This is a genomic window from Streptomyces sp. NPDC015220 (assembly GCF_043079345.1).
Taxonomy (GTDB): Bacteria; Actinomycetota; Actinomycetes; order Streptomycetales; family Streptomycetaceae; genus Streptomyces.
Genome location: NZ_JBIBUK010000004.1, coordinates 165690 through 188326, shown reverse-complemented (window position 1 = coordinate 188326; position 22637 = coordinate 165690). Strand labels below are relative to the sequence as shown.

The 22637-nt window shown below is 73.1% G+C and carries 16 protein-coding genes; all 16 read right to left on the bottom strand.

Annotation, left to right across the window (positions count from 1 at the left end):
* Nucleotide 1: 1 nt before the first annotated feature.
* Nucleotides 2–649 carry a PIG-L deacetylase family protein gene (locus ACF061_RS12375; RefSeq protein ID WP_392266794.1) on the bottom strand — a complete coding sequence of 216 codons (648 nt, stop codon included), beginning with the start codon at nucleotides 647–649 and terminating at the stop codon, nucleotides 2–4.
* Nucleotides 646–1473, bottom strand: coding sequence for a glucose-1-phosphate cytidylyltransferase (locus ACF061_RS12370; RefSeq protein ID WP_392266793.1), 828 nt, complete (start codon nucleotides 1471–1473; stop codon nucleotides 646–648). The genes ACF061_RS12375 and ACF061_RS12370 overlap by 4 nt, the downstream gene beginning before the upstream one ends.
* The gene (locus tag ACF061_RS12365; RefSeq protein WP_392266792.1) at nucleotides 1470–2705 is read right to left on the bottom strand and encodes a class I SAM-dependent methyltransferase; all 1236 of its coding nucleotides are present in this window, start codon (nucleotides 2703–2705) and stop codon (nucleotides 1470–1472) included. Before ACF061_RS12365 ends, ACF061_RS12370 begins: the two co-directional genes overlap by 4 nt.
* The gene (locus ACF061_RS12360; RefSeq protein ID WP_392266791.1) at nucleotides 2702–3946 is read right to left on the bottom strand and encodes a glycosyltransferase; all 1245 of its coding nucleotides are present in this window, start codon (nucleotides 3944–3946) and stop codon (nucleotides 2702–2704) included. Before ACF061_RS12360 ends, ACF061_RS12365 begins: the two co-directional genes overlap by 4 nt.
* Nucleotides 3947–3953: 7 nt before the next feature.
* Complete coding sequence (locus ACF061_RS12355; RefSeq protein WP_392266790.1) at nucleotides 3954–5180, bottom strand: O-antigen ligase domain-containing protein; 1227 nt, start codon at nucleotides 5178–5180, stop codon at nucleotides 3954–3956.
* A 1-nt stretch (nucleotide 5181) separates the two neighbouring features.
* The gene (locus tag ACF061_RS12350; RefSeq protein ID WP_392266789.1) at nucleotides 5182–6702 is read right to left on the bottom strand and encodes a right-handed parallel beta-helix repeat-containing protein; all 1521 of its coding nucleotides are present in this window, start codon (nucleotides 6700–6702) and stop codon (nucleotides 5182–5184) included.
* Nucleotides 6703–6881: 179 nt separating this feature from the next.
* Nucleotides 6882–8903 (bottom strand): alginate lyase family protein, encoded by a 2022-nt coding sequence (locus tag ACF061_RS12345; RefSeq protein WP_392266788.1) that lies wholly within the window; start codon nucleotides 8901–8903, stop codon nucleotides 6882–6884.
* Nucleotides 8900–11089, bottom strand: a complete 2190-nt coding sequence (locus ACF061_RS12340; protein ID WP_392266787.1) for a bi-domain-containing oxidoreductase — start codon at nucleotides 11087–11089, stop codon at nucleotides 8900–8902. Before ACF061_RS12340 ends, ACF061_RS12345 begins: the two co-directional genes overlap by 4 nt.
* A 16-nt stretch (nucleotides 11090–11105) precedes the next feature.
* A complete protein-coding gene (asnB, locus tag ACF061_RS12335) occupies nucleotides 11106–13040 on the bottom strand; it encodes an asparagine synthase (glutamine-hydrolyzing) (protein WP_392266786.1) in 1935 nt (644 codons plus the stop codon).
* Between the two features lie 3 nt (nucleotides 13041–13043).
* The gene (locus ACF061_RS12330) at nucleotides 13044–14597 is read right to left on the bottom strand and encodes a Wzz/FepE/Etk N-terminal domain-containing protein (RefSeq protein WP_392266785.1); all 1554 of its coding nucleotides are present in this window, start codon (nucleotides 14595–14597) and stop codon (nucleotides 13044–13046) included.
* Nucleotides 14594–15961 (bottom strand): Wzz/FepE/Etk N-terminal domain-containing protein, encoded by a 1368-nt coding sequence (locus ACF061_RS12325; protein WP_392266784.1) that lies wholly within the window; start codon nucleotides 15959–15961, stop codon nucleotides 14594–14596. The genes ACF061_RS12330 and ACF061_RS12325 overlap by 4 nt, the downstream gene beginning before the upstream one ends.
* A complete protein-coding gene (locus ACF061_RS12320) occupies nucleotides 15958–17220 on the bottom strand; it encodes a glycosyltransferase family 4 protein (RefSeq protein WP_392266783.1) in 1263 nt (420 codons plus the stop codon). The genes ACF061_RS12325 and ACF061_RS12320 overlap by 4 nt, the downstream gene beginning before the upstream one ends.
* Nucleotides 17210–18529, bottom strand: a complete 1320-nt coding sequence (locus ACF061_RS12315) for a nucleotide sugar dehydrogenase (protein WP_392266782.1) — start codon at nucleotides 18527–18529, stop codon at nucleotides 17210–17212. The genes ACF061_RS12320 and ACF061_RS12315 overlap by 11 nt, the downstream gene beginning before the upstream one ends.
* A 73-nt stretch (nucleotides 18530–18602) precedes the next feature.
* A complete protein-coding gene (locus ACF061_RS12310) occupies nucleotides 18603–20081 on the bottom strand; it encodes a sugar transferase (protein ID WP_392266781.1) in 1479 nt (492 codons plus the stop codon).
* A gap of 619 nt (nucleotides 20082–20700) precedes the next feature.
* Complete coding sequence (gene tatC / locus ACF061_RS12305) at nucleotides 20701–21639, bottom strand: twin-arginine translocase subunit TatC (RefSeq protein ID WP_392266780.1); 939 nt, start codon at nucleotides 21637–21639, stop codon at nucleotides 20701–20703.
* A 177-nt stretch (nucleotides 21640–21816) separates the two neighbouring features.
* Nucleotides 21817–22098, bottom strand: coding sequence for a Sec-independent protein translocase subunit TatA (tatA, locus tag ACF061_RS12300; protein ID WP_392266779.1), 282 nt, complete (start codon nucleotides 22096–22098; stop codon nucleotides 21817–21819).
* Between the last annotated feature and the right edge of the window lie 539 nt (nucleotides 22099–22637).

Genomic DNA, 22637 nt, shown 5'->3' with positions numbered 1-22637 from the left:
TTCATTCCCCCAGGTTCAGAGTGAGCTTGGTGACGGCGAACGCCTCGGCGTAGCGCTCGTGGCATTCGATGCCGCGGATCCGTGCGAGACCGAGGAATGCCTCCCGGTCGTACCAGGGCCGGTGCCGCTGCGAGGGGTAGTGCTCCTGCAGCAGCCGCGCCTTTCGTTCCGCGGTCTTTGGCGACAGCGGCTGGTACGCCGCCGGACGGCCGAGATCGCCGTCCCACTTGACGATCTCGTAGCCGAGGACCAGGTGGTCGCGGAAGGCGGTGGGCACCAGCTTCGCCAGGCCGCGGTGGTCCTGGTGCGCGTCGTCGGCGCGCGGGGCCAGGATCACATCCGGCTCGGTCCGCCCGCGCAGCTCCTCGACCGCGGCCTTGGCCTCGTCCCAGTGCACGGGCAGCCGTCCGTCCGGCAGCTTGTGCACGGTCAGCCGCAGGTCGGCGCCCGGGCAGAAGGCGGCGAGCGCGGCCCGCTCCTCCTGCTCGCGCTCGGTGCCGCCGCCGGAGAGCACCAGCGCGTCGACGCGGATGCCCGGCCGCGCCAGGCACAGCGTCAGCAGCGTGCCGCCGGCGCCGATGGCGATGTCGTCGCAGTGCGCGCCCAGCGCGACGATCCGGTCCGGGCGCCCGGCCCCGAGCCGGATCACGCCCTCGCTCCGGAGCCGTCCCTGCCGCCGGTCCCGCTCGCCCCCGCGCCGTCCCGTTCCCACACGGCCCACGGGCGGTGGCCCCGGGCGTAGGCGTCGTCGAGCGCGGCCCGCTCCTTCACGGTGTCGGTCGGTTTCCAGAAGCCGCGGTGCCGGTGCGCCACCAGCCGGCCGCGCTTGGCCAGCCGGGCGCATCCGTCGGCGACCAGGTCCCCGTTCTCCGGGATGTGGTCGAAGACCTCCTGGCGGAGCACGAAGTAGCCGCCGTTCTCCCACAGCGGCAGTTCGCTCACCGCGGTGATGCCCCCCACCAGGCCGTCCTCGCCCAGGTCCACGCAGTGGAAGGAGGACTGCGGCGGCACCACCATCATCGAGGCGCCGGCGTCGCGCCGGGCGAAGGAGTCGATCATCTGCGGCAGCGGGGCGTCGGTGAGCACGTCGGCGTAGTTGGCGAGGAACATCTCGTCGCCGTCCAGGTGGTGCCGCACCCGGCGCAGCCGCTCCCCGATCGGCGACTCGATGCCGGTCTGCGCGAACGTGATCGTCCAGGAGGCGATGTCGGTGGAGAGCAGCTCGGTCCGCCCGCCCCGCAGCACGAAGTCGTTGGACGTCGTCTCCTCGTAGTTGAGGAAGAAGTCCTTGATGTGGTGGGCCCCGTACCCGAGGCACAGGATGAACTCGGTGTGCCCGAAGTGCGCGTAGTAGCGCATGACGTGCCAGATCAGCGGCCGCGGTCCGACCATCGCCATCGGCTTGGGCACGTCGTCGGAGGCTCCGTTGCGCATGCGCAGCCCGTAGCCGCCGCAGAACAGTACGACCTTCATGGCTTGACCTCGACAATGCTCAGTGCCGGGACGGGAAAGACCAGCCGGCCGCCCCAGGCGTGCACGAAGGACAGCTGCTCGACCAGCTCGGCCCGCAGGTTCCACGGCAGGACCAGGACGTAGTCCGGCCGGTCGGCGGATATCCGCTCGGGCGGCAGGATCGGGATGCGGGTGCCCGGGGTGAACCTGCCGTGCTTGTAGGGGTTGCGGTCGACCGTGTACGGGAGCAGGTCGGGCCGGATGCCGCAGTGGTTGAGCAGGGTGTTGCCCTTGCCCGGGGCGCCGTAGCCGACGACCGTCTCGCCGCGCTCGGCCGCCTCGATGAGGAACCGCAGCAGGTCCCGGCGCACCTTGGCCACCCGGGCGGAGAACTCGGCGTAGCCGGACAGCTCCTGGAGCCCGGCCGCCTTCTCCCGGTCGAGGACCTCGGCCACCCGGCCGGCGGGTTCGCCGGCCGCCTCGGCCGGCCGGGCCCACAGCCGGATGGAGCCGCCGTGCGTGGGCAGCAGCTCGACGTCCACGAGCGCGAGTCCGCCGCTCGCCAGCGCCCGGGCCGCGGACGCGACCGTGTAGTACTGGAAGTGCTCGTGGTAGATCGTGTCGTACTGGTTCTCCTCGATCAGGGTCAGCAGGTGCTGCACCTCGATGGAGACCCAGCCGTCGTCGGCGACCAGGGCGCGCAGCCCCTGGGTGAACCCGACCACGTCGGGGATGTGCGCGTACACGTTGTTGGCCACGACCAGGTCCGCCGGGCCGTGCTCGGCGCGGACGCCGGCGCCGGTGGCCGGGTCCAGGAACTCCGTGAGCGTGGGCACGCCCGCCTCCCGGGCCGCGGCGCCGACGTTCACCGAGGGCTCGATGCCGAGGCAGCGGATCCCGCGGTCCACCATGTGCCTGAGCAGGTACCCGTCGTTGCTCGCCACCTCGACCACGAAGGAGTCGGCGCCGAGGCCCAGCCGTTGTACGGCGTCGGCGACGAACGTGCGCGCGTGCTCCACCCAGGAGGTCGAGTAGGAGGAGAAGTACGCGTACTCGCTGAACGTCTCCTCCGGCGTGATCAGCGGAGGGATCTGCGCGAGCCAGCAGTCGGTGCAGACCCGCAGGTGCAGCGGGTACGCCGGCTCCGGCTCGTCCAGTCGGTCCGCGGCGAGGAAGCTCTCACAAGGTGGCGTCGCCCCGAGGTCGACGACGCTCGCCATCGCCTCCGAGCCGCAGAGTCGGCATCGTGTCATCTTCCGTCCCCATCCCCCCCGCCCGCGCGGGTGTCCCCGCCGCGAGCCAGTGTCGACCGACCCGCGATCGCGGTTCGGTACCCCTCCACCAGGCGCTCCAGCCCGACGACCGGGCTGAAGTCCCGCTCGTAACGGCGCCGGGCCGCCCGGCCCATCTCCCGGTTGCGGGCCGGGTCGGCGGTGATCCGGCGCAGGCAGGACGCGAGCGAGGCCCGCTCGCCCGGCCGGTGCAGCAGCCCGGTCACCCCGTCCTCGACGAGTTCGACGAAGGCGCCGTGACCGGCGGCGACGGCCGGGACCCCCGCCGCCATGCCCTCCGCGACCACCAGGCCGAACGTCTCCAGGGACATCGAGGGGGCCACCACGGCGACCGACCGCGCGACGGCCCGCCGGCACTGGGCCGGGTCGAGCAGGCCGACGTACCGCACGTCGTCCCGGCCCGCCGCCCAGGCGGCCACCTCCCGCTCCAGCGGCCCCGCGCCGGCGATCACGAGCGGCACGCCCACACCGCCCTCCGCGGCGATCCCGTCCCACGCGGCCATGAGCAGCCGCACGCCCTTGGCCTCCGCGAGCCGGCCGAGGAAGAGCAGCTGCTCGCCGTCGCCCGCCCGGCGGGCGTCCGGGTCGGGTACGAAGTTGTGCTTCACCGCCAGCCGCTCGGTCGGCATGCCGGAGCGCACCAGGATGTCGCGCTGTGCCGCGGAGATGCAGAAGAACCGCTCCACGCCGGACCACCACCGCCGCCGGTTGACCGACAGGCTGACCGCGAGCGGCACCGTCGCCAGCCGGGAGCCGCGGTAGCAGCCGTGCCGGACGGCGGGCAGCGGCGCCGCCGAGCCGACGCACTCGGTGCACAGCCGGCCGTTCCGCTGCAGCGTGCCGGGCGGGCAGATCTGGGTGTAGTTGTGCAGCGTGGCGACGGCGGGCACGCCGGCGTCGGCGCAGGCGGCCAGCACCGCGGGCGACAGGAGCGGGAAGACGTTGTGGACGTGCACCACCTCCGGCCGGTCGGCGCGCAGCCGGGCGGCGAGCTCGGCGCGGACCGCCGGGTTCCACGGCACCAGCAGCGGCACCGCGGCCTTGCCCAGCAGCGACCGGGCGGCGATGTCGTCACTGCGCCGCTCGAACACCTCGACCCGGTGGCCGGCCGCGCGCAGCAGCTCCACCTCCTGGTCGACGACCCTGTTCTCCCCGCTCGGCTGCGCCGAGGCGTAGCGGTTGTGCACCACGAGGACGTGCATGGTCAGATCACCTCCGGTCCAGCGCCCAGCGCGGGACACGTCGTCGGGGGGCTGCGGGCGCCGGGACGGGCGTGGCCGCGGCGGGTGCCGCCAGCAGCGAGGCGGCCAGCGCCAGATGCAGCAGATACGCCGAGGCGTCGCCGAGCCCGGCCTCGGTGTACGACGAGATCGCGCAGAAGCTGATCAGGAAGATCGCGCAGGCCCTCGGCAGCGACGGTGGCCGCAGCAACGCGACGCCGCCCAGCACGACGATGATCGCCGCCACCAGGGCGACGCCGGTCAGACCCTGCTCGTTGTAGACGGCCAGCCAGCTGTTGTCGATCGGCAGCCCGTCGAACGACTTGTCGCCCAGACCGGTGCCGAACAGCTGCTCCAAGGTCGTCCGGGGTTCCGCCAGCAGGGCCTGCCAGACCTTGGCGCGACCGGTGAGGCTGGAGAAGTTCTCCTGGCTCTGCCCGCGCAGGAACCACGCCCGCAGCGCGGGGGCGAACCCCACCGCGGCCACCGTGACCACCAGGACGGCCCAGGTGAAGAACCGGCGGGCGGCGGCGTTGGTCAGCAGGAGCGAGCCGATCGCCAACGCCAGCCCGACGAGCAGGCCGACCGTGGCCGTCCGGGTATGGCTCAGCGCGAGCAGGACGAGTGAGGGCACGATGACCGCCGCCGCGCCGGCCTTGTCGGTCCGCCGGCCCAGTACGAGCAGCACGGTGAGCCCGATGATCACCGCGGTGTACTGTCCGATCTGCGGCGGGGTGAGCGGCCACAACGCGCCGACCAGCCGCCCGCCGTACAGCTCGGGCATGGCCGCGCCCGGCGAGACGGCCAGGCCGGCGACGACCGACACGAGCACCGCGAAGTACATGCGGATGTGGTAGCGGACGAACGTCAGGCTGCCGTCCCACCAGCGGCTGAGCAGCCACAGCGTGCAGACGAAGAGAGCCAGCCGGGCGCAGCGGAACAGCCCGCCGTACCCGGAGCCCAGGTGCACGCTGGAGATCACGCTCGGCAACAGCAGCAGGGTGAGCAGGAGCACGAAGGCGCTGGCTCTGATGCGCAGCCGCAGGTTCACCGCGAGCGCCAGCGCGAACGCGACGCCCAGCGCGCCCATGGTGACCAACTGGATGAGGGAGCGGGGCAGCGGAACGATGGTCTTCGCCCCGGCGGAGCCGAGCGTGTTCAGGCCCAGCAGCGCCCAGGCGATGCCGACGGCCTTCGGTGTGCGCTCCCCGTCCATCTCAACCACCGGCCCGTGGGGCGAAGGTGCTGCCCGCGTCCTGCCGGTAGGGCGCGCCCCGCCACTGCTCGGAGTCGAGCACCCGGCTCGGGTCGTGGGCGACGAACTCCCACGGTCCGCGGTAGACGTTGTCGTGCCAGCGGTTGTGCTGCGTGCGGACGATCGCCTCGGCCACCCGGTCGCCCCGGTACGGCGACCAGTCCGGATAGGTGCCGTAGTTGGCCAGCACCGCCATCCGGCCGCACTTCTGCGCGCACCCGACGACGGACGTGTCCAGCACGAAGCGGTTGCCGTGGATGTCCACCCGCTGGGTCTTCCACCGGCAGTCGGCGTAGAGCGGTGCGGTGGCGATCGCCGGTTTCGCGCAGCGGTCCTCGTCCTTCACCAGCAACGTGCAGTCGCCGGACGAGGTGTTGGCCGGGCTGTTGCAGAACCGGTCGGCGTTCTCCCACAGGGTGATCCCGTTCCAGTTGTTCTCCAGTACGTTCCGGTAGACCTCGATCTTGTCGGTGCGGGCCCGGACCCGTGGTTCGCCGCCGGCCTCGGACAGGTAGATGGTCGCGTACGGGAAGTCGTCGCCGCGGTCGGCGGACCCGCGGCCCTCCACCCAGTTGTTCCGCCGGACCGTGTTGCCCCGGATGACCGCGTTGTAGCTGATCTCGTAGATCAGCGCGGCGCCGTCGTTGGCCTCCAGCACGTTGTCCTCGATGCGGAAGTCGTTGTTGTTGGTGTCCGCCCACAACCCGGCTCCGCGGTTGTCGTGCACCCAGTTGCCGCGTACGTCGGCTCCGTCGACGGCCCAGAACTTGACGCCCCCGGTGCACCCGCAGCCCGGCTGCCGCCGCTCCCAGTCGTCGGTGTTGTTGCCCACGATCTCGTTGCCCTCGACCACCAGGCCGGTGATGGAGTCGCCTGCCTTGTACGCGTTCATCCCGTACTGTCCGTTGCCGCGCAGGCAGCTCGCGCGGACCTTCTGGTGGGCGCCGGCCATCAGCCCGGCGCCGGAGTTGTACTGGATCTTCGCGTGCTCGATCACCCACCCGTCGGCCGAGTCGTGGTTGACCACGCCCTCGTCGTGCGGTGCGACGAAACCCCGCACGGTCAGGTGGCCGATGGTGACGTTCCGGGCGGTGCCGCCGAACGCGTACTGGTTGGTCTTCCGGCCGTCGAGCACCGCGCCCGGCGCGCCGAGGTAGCTGTCCCCCTCCTTGGGGACGACCTGGGCGTAGCGGTCCGGTTCGAGCCTGTGCCTGCCCGGCCGTAGCCAGAACGTGGTGTTCGGGGGGCTGTTCCTGGTCTTCGCGGCCAGGTCGCCGACGACCTCGGGGTCGACCGTCACCGCGCCCGCCGGCGCCTTCGCCGGACCGGCCGAGGGCTCGGCGCACACCCGGGCCGGGGACGTGGACGGCGCGGCGGCCGGCTTCGGCCGCGCGCTCGGTGTGCTCTCACAGCCGGTCGCCGCCAGCAGGGCCAGCGCCAGTGGTGCCGCCGGCAACGCCCAGTGCCGCCACTCGATCCCCACACGTCCCCGGCCGGAGGACGTCCGACGGGTCTCCGCGGCGTCGCGACGCCCGGCACGCGCCCCCGGGCTCCCGGCACCGCCCGAGCAGGGGGCGCCCCCGGGGAGCGGGCACCGGCCGCGCTCCCCGGCCGCCGGGCGGCGGGCGCTGCTTCCTTCACGGAGATCCATCCGAAGCCCCCCTAGCCGCGGAACCCGAGTACGGTGGTGAACCCCTGCCCGCCGTCGGCGAAGCCGGTGCCGACCAGCGTCGTGGCGGGTTCCTTGCGCCCGAAGCCGGCGGAGTACCAGCCCAGCGGCGGGTCGCTCTCGCCGCGATGCGCCCGCCAGCGCAGCTCTCCGGGCAGGTCGAGCGCCGCGGAGCGGTGCTCGCCGTCCCGGGCCCAGGTGAGCACCGCCCGGTTCCCCACCAGGTCCGCGGTGATCGCCGGGCCGAGGTGGAACGCCAGGCGCACGGCCCGGCGCGGGCCGCGCACCTCGTCGACCACCCTCAGCTCCCGGCTCGCGGCCGTCAGCTCCACCCGGCGGCGGTGCACGGAGCGCTGGTAGCCGTCGTGCTCGGCGCACCAGCGGGCCACCGACTCGCCGGAGGGGTCCGCGACCAGCACGCGGCTGCGGGCATGCCGGGTCCACAGGAACGGGCCGCCGGAGAGGGACTGGTCAGCGCCGTCCAGTTCCAGGGTGTTGTGGCCGAGGGTGGACCGGAAGTACCGCCGCCACTCGGGCTGCCCGTGATAGCAGAACGTCCCCGGGTCGGCGAGTACGTCCACCCCGTCGTGCCGGACCTCCACGGACAGCGCGTCCGCGTGAGCGTGCGCGGCGATGGACAGGAATCCGTGCGGGCCACCGTCGCAGCGGCACCAGATCTCCGCCGGACCCCGCAGGATGGTCATGCCCGCGTCGGCGAAATGGGCCGGTCGGCTCGCCGGGCGGGACACGGCCGGGGCAGCGCCGGTCCGGGGCCCGTCGCCGTCCGCCGCGGGCGCCGGGGCGCGGACGGGGGAGCCGGGACCGGCCCCGGGCCGGATGAGCGCGGCCAGCAGCGGGGTGCGCACATCGGTGCCGGTCACCTCCGGCCACCAGGCGAGCCGGCCGAACACGGCGTCCCCGGTGGCCAGCAGCGAGCCCCAGCGGTCGGTGCCCGCGCCGTCCACGACCAGACCGTGCCCGTCGTCCGCGTCCCCCTGGCGCGGCGGCCGCAGCCGGTTGTCCACGACGGCCGCGAGCGCGTCGGTCATCCGCAGCAGCACCAGCCGGACCGTCGCGGGGACCGGCACACCGGCGGCATCCGCCTCGGCCACCGCGGCCAGGCCGAGCTCCAGCACCAGCCCGTGGTACTCGGTGGCCAGCTCGCGGTTGAGGCCGGAGGCGAAGGTGTTGCCGCGCAGATGGCGCTCCAGCGACCGCAGCGCGCCGGCCCGCCAGCGCGCCGAGGAGGGGAACCAGCCGAACGCGCAGGCCGCCGCGAACTGCCCGGCGGCCTCCGCGATGACGTGGTTGTTGGCCGAGGAACCCCGGCTGGGGAAGGCGGCCAGCCAGCGCTGGTGGTGCCAGATCTGGCGGAGCGCCACCGGGTTGCCCTCGAACAGGGCGGCCGCGCCCGGCCAGCCGTCGAGCAGCCGGCGGATCCACACCCAGGACAGCAGCCGGATCCCCAGTTCGATGCCGCTGGTCCAGTGCACCCCGCGCAGCGGCGCGTTGACCGCCCACCACGACCGCAGGTGACCGGCCACCCGCTCGGCGTACCGCTCGTCCCCGGTGATCGCGTAGGCGGCGGCGAGCACGGTGAGGTACTGGTGCCGGGACGGCTCCCAGATCTGCTTGATGTCCCCGACCGCGTCCTCGTCCCGGTACGGCACGTCGAAGGCGTGGACCCGCGGCGCCCGGCGCCCGGTCCTCGGGTCGTACGACCAGTCCGGGTCGGCGAGGTCGTCGCGCTCCACCCCGAAGAACTCGGCGTGCCCGGCCATCAGCCGGTCCGCCTCGGCGAGGAGGCGTTTCGCGGCGTCCGGCGGCACCGAGGCGATCGTCCCCGCGGGCAGGACCGCGGTGAACCGGGCGCCGGTCACGCGCGGGCAGTGCGGCCGCGCCGACCGCCACCGCCGCCTGCGCACCGCGTCGCCCACCCGGCCGCCGACCTCCCGCGGTCCCATCCGGGACAGCCGCCGCAGGTACCAGCCCGCACTCCCCGAGCTCACCGTCATCGGGACCCCGCCAACGTCACCGGCGCGCCGCCGGCCAGGCCGGCCCGCACGGCGAGGGTGGCCGCCGTGGTGGCGACCAGCGACTCCAGCGGCACCGGCATCGGACCACCGGTCCGCACCGCCTTGACGAACGCGGCCAGTTCGGAGGACTGGCCCTTGTCCCGGGCCTTGGGCAGCCGCGAACCGACCCACCGCCTGCGGCGGCCGTCGTAGACGGCGGCGCGGACGAAGTCGTCGAGCCGCAGCACCTTGCCGTCCGCGACGAGGTCCAGCGTCTCCTTGGGGAAGCCGGGCGCGCCGGTGGTGACGTAGCTGACGGTGGCGGTGGACCCGTCCGGGTAGCGCAGCACGACCTGGAGGTCCTCGTTGCCGGCCGGGGCGACCGCGTACACCGAGACCGGATCGGCGTCGAGCAGCCAGCTCGCCGTGTCGATGAAGTGCCCGCCCTCGCCGGCGAACCGCGAGCCCTCGGTGCCCTGTCGGAGGTACCAGCTCCCGGGCGCCAGCCGGCCGGCGTTGACCAGGTAGCGCAGGCTCGCCGGACCGCTCCGGGCGCCGAACCGCTGCTTGGCCTCCCGCAGCAGCGGTGCGAACCGGCGGTTGAAGCCCACCTGAAGCCGGTCGTTGCCGGACTCCTCCACCGCCGCGAGCACCGAGGCCAGCTCGTCCTCGGTGAGCGCCAGCGGCTTCTCCACGAACACCGCCTTGCCGGCCAGCAGCGCCCTGCGGGTCAGTTCGGCGTGCGAGCTGTGCCGGGTGACCACGAACACCGCGTCGACGGACTTGTCGTCGAGCACGGCGTCGATGTCGGTGGTCGCCTGGGCGAAGCCGAACTTCCGCCCCGCGTTGGCCGCGGACAGCGCCGTCGTGGTGACGACCGTCGACAGCTCGACGCCGTCGCGCTGTGCCAGGTGCGGCAGCAGCATCGACGTCGCGTAGTTCCCCGCGCCGACGAACGCCAGCCGCACCGGCGTCCCGGCGGCCCGGCCCGGGGCGGTCGCCCGGCCGCCGGACAGCCTCACCTCGGGCACCGCCACCGCCGGGGCCTCCGCCTCGACAACGTGTTCGGGGTAGCGGAACAGCACGGCCACGGCCTTCAGACCGCCGTCCTCCAGGCTCCGGTACGTCTCGACGGCGTCGTCGAAGTCGGCGACGTGGGAGACCAGCGGCTCCACGTCGACGCTGCCGCGGGCGACCAGGTCGAGGAAGCAGGCCAGGTTGCGGCGCTCGGTCCAGCGCACGTAGCCGATCGGGTAGTCGCGCCCTTCCAGCTCGTACTCCGGGTCGTAACGCCCGGGGCCGTAACTGCGGGAGAACCTGACGTCGAGCTCTTTCTCGTAGTACGCGTTCCACGGCAGGTCCAGGCGGCACTTGCCGATGTCGACGACCCGGCCGCGGTCCCGGGCCAGCCGCGCGGCCAGCTCGACGGGCTGGTTGCTGCCGCCGCCGGCGGCCAGGTACACCTGGTCCACGCCGTGACCGCCGGTCAGTTCGGCGACGGCCCTCTCCACGGCCGCCGAGGCGGGATCACCGCAGGCCGCCGCGCCCAGCCGCCCGGCCAGCTCGCAGCGCACCGGGTCGGGGTCGGCGCCGACGACGCGGACTCCCGAGGCGGCCAGCAACTGCACCACGAGCTGCCCGATCAGCCCGAGGCCGACGACCAGCGCCACCTCGCCGAGCCGCGGCTCGCCCTGGCGGACGCCCTGCAACGCGATCGAGCCCACCGTGCCGAAGGCCGCGTGCCGCGGCGCGAGGCCGTCCGGCACCGGGGCGTAGAGGTTCTTCGGCACCCAGTTCAGCTCGGCGTGCAACGCGTGCTCGTTGCCCGCGCAGGCCACGAGGTCGCCGACCGCCACGTCGTCGATCCCGGCGCCGACCTGCTCGACCACCCCGCACAGCGAGTAGCCCAGCGGCGTGTAGGAGTCCAGCTTGCCCATCACCTTGCGGTAGGTGGCGGGCACCCCGTTGACGGCCACGCTCTGCACGACCTTGGCCACCTGGTCCGGCCGGGAGCGGGCCTTGCCCAGCATCGACATGCCGGCCTCGGACACCTTCATGAGCTCGGTCCCGGTGGAGATCAGCGAGTAGGCGCTGCGGACCAGCACACCGCCCGGCCCGCACCCCGGCACCGGCACGTCGAGCAGCGCCAGTTCGCCGCTCTTGTAGTTCTGCACAACCTGTTTCACCGAAGTCCTCTTGTCTCTACGCCGTCAAGGGGGTGGTCCGGCCGGCCCCGGAGGTCGCGCCGCGGTACCAGTGTTCGAGGGTCAGCACATGCCACAGATGCTTGGAGAAGTCCCGCTGCCCGGCCGCGTCCTCGGCGACCATGCGCGCCAGGGCGTCCCGCCGCAGGAGCCCGGAACGGACCAGCTCGCCGTCGTGCACCACCTCGCGCACCAGCGGTGCCAGGTCCCGGCTCATCCAGGCCCGCAGCGGCGCGCTGAACAGGCCCTTGGGCCGGTACACGATCTCCCGGGGCAGGACCGAGCAGGCCGCCTCCTTGAGGACGGCCTTCCCCTGCCGTCCGACGATCTTGCGGTCACCGGGCACCGCGAACGCCGCCCTGACCACCTCGACGTCCACGTACGGCACCCGCACCTCGGTCGACGCGGCCATGCTCGACCGGTCGGTGTACGTGAGGTTCAGGCCCGGCAGGAACATCCGGGCGTCGCCCAGGCACATGCGGTTGACGAAGTCGTCGAGGTCGTTGTCCCGGTAGACGTCCGCGTGCTCGGTCAGCACGTCCTCGACCGCCCCGGCCAGGTCCGGATCGACCAGGGCGAGCAGCTCGTCCCGGTCGTACATGGTGTAGCTGCGCCGGAACGCGGTCTCCTCCGGCAGATCGGCGAAGGAGAGGAACCGCTTGGCGAAGCGCACCGACCGGTACCCCCGGCGGGCCGTGGCGACCGGCAGCCGGTCCACGGCCCTGGACATCCCGCGCCGCAGGGGCCGCGGGACGCGCTGGTAACGCAGCGCGATCAGGTTGGCCAGGTGCTTGCGGTAACCGGCGAACAGCTCGTCGGCGCCCATCCCCGAGAGCATCACCTTGACGCCGGCCTCCCGCGCGGCCGAGCAGATCAGGAAGGTGTTGATCGCGGCGGGGTCGCCGATCGGCTCGTCCAGGTGGTACGTCATCCGCGGCAGCAGGTCGAGCACGTTCGGAGCGATCTCGATCTCGTGCAGGTCCACGCCGAACCGTTCGGCCACCTGCCGGGCGTAGCGCAGGTCGTCCGGCATCGCCTCGAACCTGGCGTCCTCGGCGCGGAACCCGATCGTGTAGGCGGAGATCCCGGGTCGGTCGCGGGCCGCCAGCGCGGTCAGATAGCTGGAGTCCAGCCCGCCGGAGAGGAAGGTCGCCACGGGTACGTCGGAGATCAGGTGGCGCCGGGTCGACTCCTCGACCACGGCCGCGACATCCGGCACGTCACCGGCCCGGGCCCGCTCCCGGGCCTCGGCGGCTACGTCCTTCAGGTGCCAGTACCGGCCGCGCTCCACCCGGCCGTCGGGCCGGCACCGCAGCCAGCTCCCCGGCGGCAGCTTCTCCGCCTCACGGAACGCACACCGTGAGTCCGGCACCCAGTAGTACAGCAGCGAGGCCACCAGCGCCGCACGGTCCACCTCCAGCGACCCACCGGTCACGGCGGCCAGCGCCTTCAGCTCGGAGGCGAACACCAGACCCTCGCCGCGCCGGAGCAGGAACAGCGGTTTGATGCCCAACTGGTCCCGCGCCAGGACCAGTTCGCCGGTCCGCTCGTCGAAGACGCCGAACGCGAACATGCCGCGCAGCCGGGGCAGGCAGTCCGTGCCCCAGCGCCGCCAGGCCTCCAGCAGCACCTCGGTGTCGGAGGTACCGCGGAAGCGCACCCCGGCGGCCGCCAGCTCGGCACGCAGCTCGGGCGCGTTGTAGAGCTCGCCGTTGTACGTCAGCACGAGACCACCCGAGGCCATCGGCTGGGCGCCGGTCCCGGACAGGTCGACGACGGCCAGCCGGCGGTGCCCGAGGTGCACTTCGCCGTCACCGACGGGGTGGCTGTACCGGCCCGCCCCGTCCGGGCCGCGGTGGGCGAGGGTATCGGTGAGCCGGTCGGCCACGGCCTTCCCGTCCGGCCACCGGTAAGCGCCTGCGATGCCACACATGTCCTACCGCGCCTCCTGGTCGCTGTCCGGGATCCGTGCCGCCCACATCGGCAGCCGCTCCGTCCGCCGCCCGCCCTCCCCCACTGCCTGAACGGCGCGGGCGGCACCCCCACCGTTCTGCCGGGCCGGCCGCTCGTCCCGGCCGCGCGGCGCGGTGTGCGGTCCTTCCCACTGGGTGCCGTCGGTCCGGTCACGCGGATCGGGGTCGATCAGCACCACACCGATCACCGGGATCCGTTGCTCCGCGAGCCGCCGCGCCACGGTGTGCAGCCATGCGGTGCTGCCGTGCCCGGCACGCACGACGAGCACGGTCCGGGTGCCGAGGTACCGCAGGTCGGTCCACGCCGTGCCGGGCGCCACCGAGCCGACGCCGATCCGGCGCCCGTGGTGCGGGTCGGCCGCGGCACGCTCGCCGCTGACCACGGTCAGGTCCCCGGACCCGGGGCGGCGGTCCGCGAGCTGCGCGCCGGGCAGCCCGTCGACGACGACCACCGGCCCCTGGGCCGCCAGTGCCCCGGCGAGGTCCAGGGCGATCGCGCTCGTGCTGCGCGCACAGCCCAGCTCCAGCAGCGACACCGGTTCCGCGGAGCCGCGTACGGTGCGGGCCAGGGACACGGTGAGCCGTTCGCGTGCCGCCCGCACCCGCCGGCGCCGCCACGGCCCGACCGGGCGGCGGGGCAGCTCCGCGATGACCGAGGCGCCGAGGTTCGCCGCGATCTCCCGGCGCAGCACGGGGCGGTCCGCCACCACCGAGCCGACCGCGGCCACCGCGAGTCCGAGGACGAGCCCGAGGACGAGCCCGATCCCGGCGTCGGTGGCGGCGGTCCTGGGCAGGGAGTACCGCACCGGGCGCGGGGCGTCCACGATCTGTGTGCCGGCGATGAGCTGGGGCGTGCCGACGCGTGCCTCCGCGGCGCGCTGGCCGAAGTCGGCGATCCGCGAGGAGAGCTCGGCCCGACGGGCGTAGAGCGACTCCATGTCCGCCGACGCCTTCGGTCCGCTCCGGGACGATCCTTCCCCGATCGCCCGGTCGACGTCGGCGAGGTCGTCCCGTATGCGGTCACGCTGGTCGAGCAGGGCCTTGGCCTCGGCGTTCGCGGCTTCCTGTATCCGCCTCACATGGTCCGCGACGAACGCGTCGGCCACCGCCTTGGCACGGGCCACCGCCTCCGCGTCGCTGTCACCGGTGGCACTGATCTGCAGCAGGTTGTTGGTCAGGCCCACACCCGTGTAGGCCCGCATGAAGTCCTCCGGTTTCTCCGGGGAGCCGAGGGACCGCAGGGCCTGGCCGGCGATCCGCGTGGTGTGCAGCAGCGCGACGTCGGTGCGGATCAGCGTTCCGGGGTCGGTCGGCTGGTCCTGCTGGTGCGCGACCAGCACCTTGGTGGCCGCGGTCGGCGGTGGCGGCAGCAGGACCGCCACCGCCACACCGGCGAGCAGCCCCAGCAGCGCCAGGGAGCCCCAGAGGCGGCGGCGCCGCCGCACCGCCACCACCAGCGCGTGCAGGTCCAGCAGCGGAGCGGCGGCCGGCGACTGGGAAGTCGTGCTCGTCGTCATCTCGAACCTCCCCCGGCGTCGTCGCCGACCGCGAGCGCCGGCCTGGCGGCACCCGGGGAACGGCCGGCGGACCGCGACGGACGGGCCAGGACCGGGCCGGCGAGGACGACGCCGACGACCTCCTGCTTGGCGTCCGCACAGGCCTCGGCGATGCCGGCGAGCTCCCCCGCGGTCCAGCTGCCCGCGCTGAGCACGACCAGTGCGCCGGACTCGGTGTCGCGGTCCGGCACCATCGGCCGGGGCACCGAGACCCCCACCACCCGCAGCAGCGGATCGCCGTCGGCCTCGGCGACGAGCAGCCCGGCGGCCCGGCGGGCGATCTCGTCGCCGTCCGGGACGACGACCAGCAGCCGCCGGGGGGCCGGCAGCCGGTCCCGGAGGCGGGCGCACACCCGCCGGTAGCGGATCCGCCTGCCCGCCTCGTCGCCGGACTTCTGCGGCGTGGGTGTGTCCCACCGGACGTCGACACCCAGCAGCCGGCGGATCCGGGCCCGCGCGCCACGGCCTTCCGGCCGGTGCGCGGCCCGTTCAGCGGGCACGTCGACGGTGCCCAGCAGCGCCGAGCCCAGCGCCGCGGCGATCTCCGGCTCGGTGCGCGGCCGGCGGCTCATCCGCGCGGCGGTGAGATGGCCGACGACCGAGAGCAGGAAGAACAGCAGCGCCCCGCCGCCGATGAGCTGCACCCGCGTCGGCGGCGCCTCGCCGGCCGGCCGGGCCGCCGGCCCCATGACGACCATGTCGGCCCGGTGGGCGGCGGGGTCGGCCTGGTCCAGCTTGTCGATGGCCTCCTGCAGCTCGGTGCGCAGCTTCGCGAGCTCGGTGCGGGTCTGCACGCTCTCCACGGTCTGTCCCGGACCGGCCGCGTCGGCAAGCTCGGTGATGCGGCGGCTGGTCCGCACCACGAGCTGCCGCAGAGCCTCGGGCCGGGTCGCCGAGTCGGGGTCGGAGTTGTCGCCGGTGATCCGGGTGGCGAACGCGACGAACTCCTTGGCCACCTGGTCGGAGAGCTGCTGTGCGCGCTTCGGGGTGTCGGCCGTGCCCGTGATCTTGATGATGTTGCCGTCGGCGGCCTTGGCGCTCACCCGGTCCCGCAGCCCGCCGGCGCCGGCCCCGGACCAGCCGAGCGCGGCGGCCGCGCGGTCCAGCACCACCGAACTGGTCGCGATCTCCGTCTGGGTCAGCAGCTCGCGCTCCTCCCACGCCCCCGGCAGCAGGACCGATGCCGACGTCGTGTACCGCGGTGGGAACAGCAAGGAGGCGCCGTAGCCGACGAGCGCGCCCACCACGGCGAGGACGGCGAGGAGCCGGCGGCGCCGTCGGATAATCCGCCCGATCGTGACCAGGCGTATCGTGTCATCGCTCAACGGCGCGGCCTCTTCCCAGCCCGGTCCGGGGAGCCCGCCGACCAAGCGTGGTCCCGGCGGGCGGCGGCGTAGGCGGCGAGCAGCGACGCTTGCGAGTTCCGCCAGGCGAGCGGCCCGTTGATCCGCTCCTGGCCGATCTTGCCCATCCGGGCCCGCTTCTCCGGATCGTCCAGCAGCGTCGCGATGAGCCCGGCGAACTCGGCCTCGTCGTCGGCGGGCGCGTAGAGGGCGGCGTCACCGGCGGAGACCCGGGCCTCCCGGAGGTCGAACGAGACGATCGGCCGGCCCATCACCATGTACTCCAGGACCTTGTTCATGGTCGACACGTCGTTGAGCGGATTGCGCGGGTCGGGGGAGAGGCACACGTCCGCGGTGGACAGGTAGCGCACCAGATCGGCGTCCGGAACACGTCCGGTGAACTGCACCTGCTCCGAGAGCCCGAGCCGCCGGGACAGCTCCACCATCGCGTCGAAGGTGTCGCCGGCGCCGACGAACACCGCGTGCCAGTCGGACCGACCGAGCTCGTCGCGCAGCTTCGCCAGGGCCCGCAAGGCGTAGTCGACGCCGTCCTGCGGGCCCATGACGCCGAGGTAGCACAGCAGATGGGGCTTGCCGCGCTTCAGCTCCGGCTCGGGCGGCACGGGGTGGAACCGGCCGGTGTCGGGCGCGCTGCGCACCACGAAGACGTCCGCCGGCCGCCGACCGCCACGGCGCACCGCGACGTCCCGGTAGCTCTCGTTGGTGGCGAGCACGATGTCCGCGGCCCGGTAGGTCAGCTTCTCCAGCGCGCACACGGCGCGGTAGAGCAGGTCCTCGCCGCGGCCGAACCGGGAGAGGTACAGCTCGGGCACCAGGTCGTGCTGGTCGAAGACGAACCGCGCTCCGCGCCGCTTCAGCCACAGCGCGGGCAGGAACAGCAGGTCGGGCGGGTTGCAGGCGTGGACCACGTCGACCGGTCCGACCTTGCGGGCCAGCCGGAGCGTGTGCCACAACGCCGATCCGTACTCCCGCAGATAGCCGGCCGGTCCTCCGGTGGCCGCGCGCAACGGGTAGCGGTGGATCCGCACCCCGTCGATCTCCGCCTCCGGCTCCGTGTCCCGCTTGCTCCCCCGGGGGCAGATGACGTGCACCTCCCAGCCCGCGTCGCGCAGCGTCGTGCACTCCTGCCACACCCGCCGGTCGAACGGCACCGACAGGTTCTCCACCAGGATCAGCGCGCGCCCCTCCGGCCGGTCGCCGCCGGTCGTGTCACCAGGCAAGGCCCATGTACCCCGGTTCGGCCCGGCGCGCCTCGGCGTCGGGAAGGCGGACGAGGTCGACGATCACCGGGCCGTCCCCGTGGGGCAGCGCCGACAGCACGGCCGGATCCCTGGTCCCGACCAGGCACACCTCGGCATGGTCGAGCACCTCCTCGACGGAATCCGCGAGCAGCTGCGCGAGGTGCGGCAACCGGGTCTCGATGTACTCGCGGTTCGCGCCGAGCAGCCGGGACAGGCTCACGTTGGCGTCGTAGATCCGCAGGTCGTAACCCTTGCCGAAGAGCCTCTCCGCCAGCTCGACGAGCGGGCTCTCGCGCAGGTCGTCGGTGCCGGGTTTGAAGGACAGGCCGAACAGGCCCGCCCGGCGCTTGCCGGTGCGCTCGACCAGCTCCACCGCGCGCTGCAGGTGGTCGGAGTTGGAGGGCAGCACATGGGCGAGGATGGGCACCGAGACGTCGGCCCGCTGCGCCGCGTGGACCAGGCTGCGCAGGTCCTTGGGCAGGCAGGAGCCGCCGAAGGCGAAGCCGGGCCGCAGGTAGGCGGGGCTGATGTTCAGCTTGCGGTCGGCCAGGAACACATCCATCACCTGGTGCGAGTCGACCCCGAGCGCCTGGCACACCGCGCCCAGTTCGTTCGCGAAGCCGATCTTGAGGCCGTGGAACGCGTTGTCCGCGTACTTGATCGCCTCGGCCGTCGGGACCGGCACCCGGAACACCTCGCCGGGCAAGCCGTCGTACAGCGCCGTCACCGTGTCGCCGCTCGCCGGGTCGAGCTCGCCGATGACCGTCTTGGGCGGGTCGAAGAAGTCCCGCACACTCGTGCCCTCGCGCAGGAACTCCGGGTTGACCGCGACCCCGAGGTCCACCCCGGCCGTGCCGCCGACGTACTTCTCCAGGATCGGTACCAGCAGGTTGAGGCAGGTGCCCGGGAGCATGGTGCTGCGGAACACGACGGTGTGCCGCCGCCCACCCCGCTCGGCCAGCGCGGCGCCGATCTGCTCGGTGACCCGCTCCAGGTACGTGGTGCACAGGCTGCCGTTGGGCTCCGACGGCGTGCCCACGCAGACCAGCGACACCTCGCTGCCCGTGATCGCCTCGTGGACGTCTCCGGTGGCGCGTAACGCTCCGGTCCGCACGACCTCGGCGATCAGCTCGCCGATCCGCTCCTCCACCACCGGGGCCCTGCCGTCGTTGACCAGGTCGACCTTCACCTGGTTCACGTCCACCCCGATGACCTCGTGCCCCATGCCGGCCAGGCACGCGGCCGACACGCAGCCCACGTAGCCGAGCCCGAAAACGCTGACCCTCATGACCCGTTCCTCCCCCCAGGCAGGCCCTGACGGCCTGCGGTCCACGCGCCGGCCGGACGACGACCCCCGCGCATCAGTAGGCGCCCTGCCCGTAGAGCACCGCACGCAGCGTCTTCCACAAGATCACTGTGTCCAGGGCGAGCGACCAGTCCTCCACGTACCGCAGGTCCAGCCGGACCGCCTCCTCCCACGACAGGTCGCTGCGTCCGCTGATCTGCCACAGGCCGGTGAGTCCGGGCTTGACCAGCAGCCGACGCCGGATGTCCGGGCCGTACGCGGCGGACTCCTCCGGCAGCGGAGGCCGCGGACCGACCAGCGACATCGATCCGGTGAGCACGTTGAAGAGCTGCGGGAGCTCGTCGATCGAGTACCGGCGCAGCACCGATCCCACCCGGGTCACCCGCGGATCCCGGCGGAGCTTGAACAGCGGACCGGCGCCCTCGTTGCGGTCGGCCAGCTCGGCAAGTGCCCGGTCGGCCCCGGCGACCATGGTGCGGAACTTCAAGATGGTGAACTCCTGGCCGTCCTTGCCGACCCTGCGCTGGCGGTAGAACGCCCCACCCCGGCTGTCCACCAGCACGAGCAGCGCGACGAACACCATCAGCGGCGCGAACAGCATCAGGAGGGCCGCCGCGCCCATCCGGTCGACGGCTCCCTTGACCGCCCTGCGGCCCCCGGTGAAGGTCGGCATGCTGACCCGCAGCAGCGGGATCCCGAGCACCGCGTCGACGTGCAGCCGCGGGCCGGCCACCTCCATCAGCACGGGGGCCACGACCATCTCGGCGTCGCTGCCCTCGAGGTTCCAGGCCAGCCGCTGCAGCCGGTCCGGTGACCAGTGCGGGTCCGGTGTGACCGCGACGACACGGTAGCCGTCGCGGCGGACGTGGCCCGCGACGTCCGCCAGCCGGCCGACGACCGGCACTCCGTCCAGTCGGTCACCGTCGAGCCCCGGGCCGTCCGTCGTGCACACCGCGTCCACCCGCCAGCCGAGGTGCGGGAACTTGCGGGTCCGGTTGATCAGGTCGCGCACGGTGGCCAGGCTCCCGGCGGCGAGCACCGGTCTCAGGCACCGTCCTTCCTTCCGCTGTTTGTGCAGCCAGAGGCGCAGTACATACCGCGCGGTCATGACGACGAGCGCGATCGCGGGTATCGCGACGAAGATCCAGAGTTTGATGTTGCGCGAGGTGAGGGCGATTCCGCCGAGCGCCAGTACGACGGTCGCCATGAACAGTGAACGTCCGAGCCGGCGGAATTCCTCGGCGCCCTGGCCGAGCACGGCCGGAGCCCACGACCTGCTCACCGCGAGCGCCCCCAGCACCAGCAGCTCGGTGCCGAATGCGAGAATTCCCCATTTCTCGTGCCAGTTGGCCGCGTCCCGGGCTCCGAAAAAGTTGCCGATCGCCGCCACCACGAAGGCGGTGGTTACGGTGTCGCTGGTGATCACGGTACGGCGGTACCGCTGCTCCCATTCGATCGCGGGCCGGCTGACCGCCTCGGTGGCCAGACGCCCGCGTGCCGACGGAAACGTGCTGACTGATCCCCCTTGCCGCACAGAACCCCCCAGGTTCCCAGTGATTCGACGTGTTCGCCTAACACTGTTGCTCCCCCCGGGAGGCCCCCGCCCCCCGTACTGGTCCTCCCCCCGGGAGGCCCCCGCCCCCCGCGCACGCCGTCCCGGCTAATTCGGAACTGTTCGAACACCCACCCCGTCGGCAGCGGCGTATGTCGTGCCGGACTTCCGGGGTGTGCGGGAACCCGTCGAAACCTCGGGTGCTCCCCGCACTCGAAGTCCCCCCTCGGGCTCCAAGAATTGATCACCCCCACGTCCGGCGCCGGGGACGCGACTACCGGCTTTCCGTAGCGCCGCACCTATAGATCGTTTATTGGTCGCCTCGTGTCCGAACCGCTGAAGCACGGTCAATCTAGACCATCGGGGCCGATATGAAGAGGGGGTGTGTGTAATTTGTGCCCGAGCCGCGAGAATGGGTTCATCGGCCGTTGATCGCCCACAGGTGCTTTTACGCCGTCGCGCTCCGGCGGCCCGCACCGGTCGCGGTGGCGTCGGGGACGACGGGACCGAGCCCGCGGCAGTCACCGCGGGCGACGCGGGCCCGGTGCCCGAACCGCGTGCCCATCAGCACGAACGCCGTACCGGGACGGGGCACGCCGTCTCACCCGTCGGCGCGGTCGTCCTCGGCGTCCGGCCGCGCGGGCAGGACCCGGCCGGCGGACACCGGCTCCGCTTCGCCGATGTGCTGCGGCGTGAGGTCGAGGTCGGAGCTCTCGTCGTCGCCGGGTCCCGCTGCCTCCCTTCGGGCCTTGCGCCGGTCGCAGAGAAGCGAGAAGACGACGGCGGCGAAATAGAGCGCCCAGATCGGCGCGGCCAGCGCCAGCATGGTCAGCGGGTCCGTGCTGGGTGTCGCCACGGCCGAGAAGACCGCGATCCCCACGATCACGCCGCGCCACCGGCTGAGCATCCGCCGGCCGGACAGCACTCCGGTGAGGTTCAGCATCACCAGCAGCAGCGGCATTTCGAAGGAGAGACCGAAGACGACCACCATGCGGGTGACCAGGTCGAGCAGATCGTCCAGCGGCAGCAGGTTGTCCACCCCGTGCGGGGTGAGGCCGATCAACACCTTGGCGGTCGTGGGCAGCACCTCGTAGGCGAAGAAGGCGCCGCCGAGGAACAGCGGGGCGCCCGCGCCGACGAACGCGTAGGCGTATTTCCGCTCGTGCCTGTGCAGGCCGGGGGCGACGAACGCCCACAACTGGTACAGCCATACCGGGGAGGCCAGCACGACGCCGGCCATCAGGGACACCTTCAGCGCCAGGGTGAAGGGGGCGAGCAGACCGTTGATCGTGATCCGCGCGCAGGTGGTGTCCGAGGTCCGCTCGGCCAGATCGGCGAAGGACGTCGGGCAGCCGACCGATCTCAGCACCGGCCCTGTGAAGACGTCGACGACGCCCTTGTAGTGGAAGGCCGCGGCGATGGTGACGACCAGGACGGCAAGGACGGCCTTGGCGAGCCGGTTGCGGAGTTCACGAAGGTGCTCGGCGAGCGGCATCCGCCCCGCGGAGTCCTTCTTCTTGTCGCGGGCCGACTGGGGCACGCCACATCCTCATCTCGTGCGGCGGACCGGAGACCGGCCCGCGTCTGTACTTGATCGTCTCCGTCACCCGGTGGGGCGCGGGTTCGCCGGGCGCTCCGGCGGCGCGAGAGGTGAGCCGGCCGGAGAGGTTTCGTGCAGCGTCCGTGCGGGGATGCGCCGGGGCGCGCACGACCCGGCTCAGTCTCGGCGGCCGCTCGCGCTGTCCGTGGGCGCGGTACGCCCGGTGGCGGTGTCTTCGGCGGCGTCCGTCCCCGGCCCTGGTGCCGGTGCGGGATCGGGCCCGGGGCGTGGCTCGCTCGAGACGCCGTCGTCCTTCATGGCCTGGGTCTCGCTCTTGAGGATCCGCATGGACTTGCCCAATGCCCGGGCGGTGTCGGGCAGTTTCTTCGAGCCGAAGATCAAAACCACCACCGCGACCACGATCAGCAGGTGCCAGGGCTCCAGCGCGTTGCGGAACATCGTCACATCATCCTTTCGAACATTTCGGCCCTCTGGACGCGGCCGATGCGCACGACCCGCCGAGGTTCTTCACCGGCGGACGACCGGCACCCGTCGTCGCAGAGGGGGATCGGCGGGAGGCGGCCGGGCGGACCGGCGTCCGCGCCCGCGGCCTGCCGCGCGGGCGCCTGGGGGGAGGTTTCCCGGTGCACTCGGCACGGTGGTTCCACAGGCGCCCGCCACCTGCGCCGTCGGGAGACCACGGCATCGTCCGGCCGGGCCCCACGGGTGGGTTCGGCGTCCGTCGCCGTCGGGCCTGTGCGGGGTTCGACCGGCACCAGGCATCCGGCGGATCGTGGCCGGCCGCCTGCGACCCGCACGGTCAGTCGAGTCGGCTGCCCGGCCGGCCATGTGTGCGGGGGCGCTTGGGCCGGATGGACGCCCAGCCGCTGCCCCTGGGAGCGACCGGATTCGAACGCCGGGAACAGCCGATGGGTTCTCGTGTTCGGCCACGGCGCGCTCATCGGCTCTCCCCGGAGTGACCGTTCCCGCCGTCGGCC

What these genes read in the sequence shown, in the direction of transcription:
- ACF061_RS12370 (WP_392266793.1), bottom strand. Translation starts at nt 1,473, where the DNA reads ATGAAGGTCGTACTGTTCTGCGGCGGCTACGGGCTGCGCATGCGCAAC.
- ACF061_RS12365 (WP_392266792.1), bottom strand. Translation starts at nt 2,705, where the DNA reads ATGACACGATGCCGACTCTGCGGCTCGGAGGCGATGGCGAGCGTCGTC.
- ACF061_RS12360 (WP_392266791.1), bottom strand. Translation starts at nt 3,946, where the DNA reads ATGCACGTCCTCGTGGTGCACAACCGCTACGCCTCGGCGCAGCCGAGC.
- ACF061_RS12355 (WP_392266790.1), bottom strand. Translation starts at nt 5,180, where the DNA reads ATGGACGGGGAGCGCACACCGAAGGCCGTCGGCATCGCCTGGGCGCTG.
- ACF061_RS12345 (WP_392266788.1), bottom strand. Translation starts at nt 8,903, where the DNA reads ATGACGGTGAGCTCGGGGAGTGCGGGCTGGTACCTGCGGCGGCTGTCC.
- asnB (WP_392266786.1), bottom strand. Translation starts at nt 13,040, where the DNA reads ATGTGTGGCATCGCAGGCGCTTACCGGTGGCCGGACGGGAAGGCCGTG.
- ACF061_RS12330 (WP_392266785.1), bottom strand. Translation starts at nt 14,597, where the DNA reads ATGACGACGAGCACGACTTCCCAGTCGCCGGCCGCCGCTCCGCTGCTG.
- ACF061_RS12315 (WP_392266782.1), bottom strand. Translation starts at nt 18,529, where the DNA reads ATGAGGGTCAGCGTTTTCGGGCTCGGCTACGTGGGCTGCGTGTCGGCC.
- tatA (WP_392266779.1), bottom strand. Translation starts at nt 22,098, where the DNA reads ATGTTCCGCAACGCGCTGGAGCCCTGGCACCTGCTGATCGTGGTCGCG.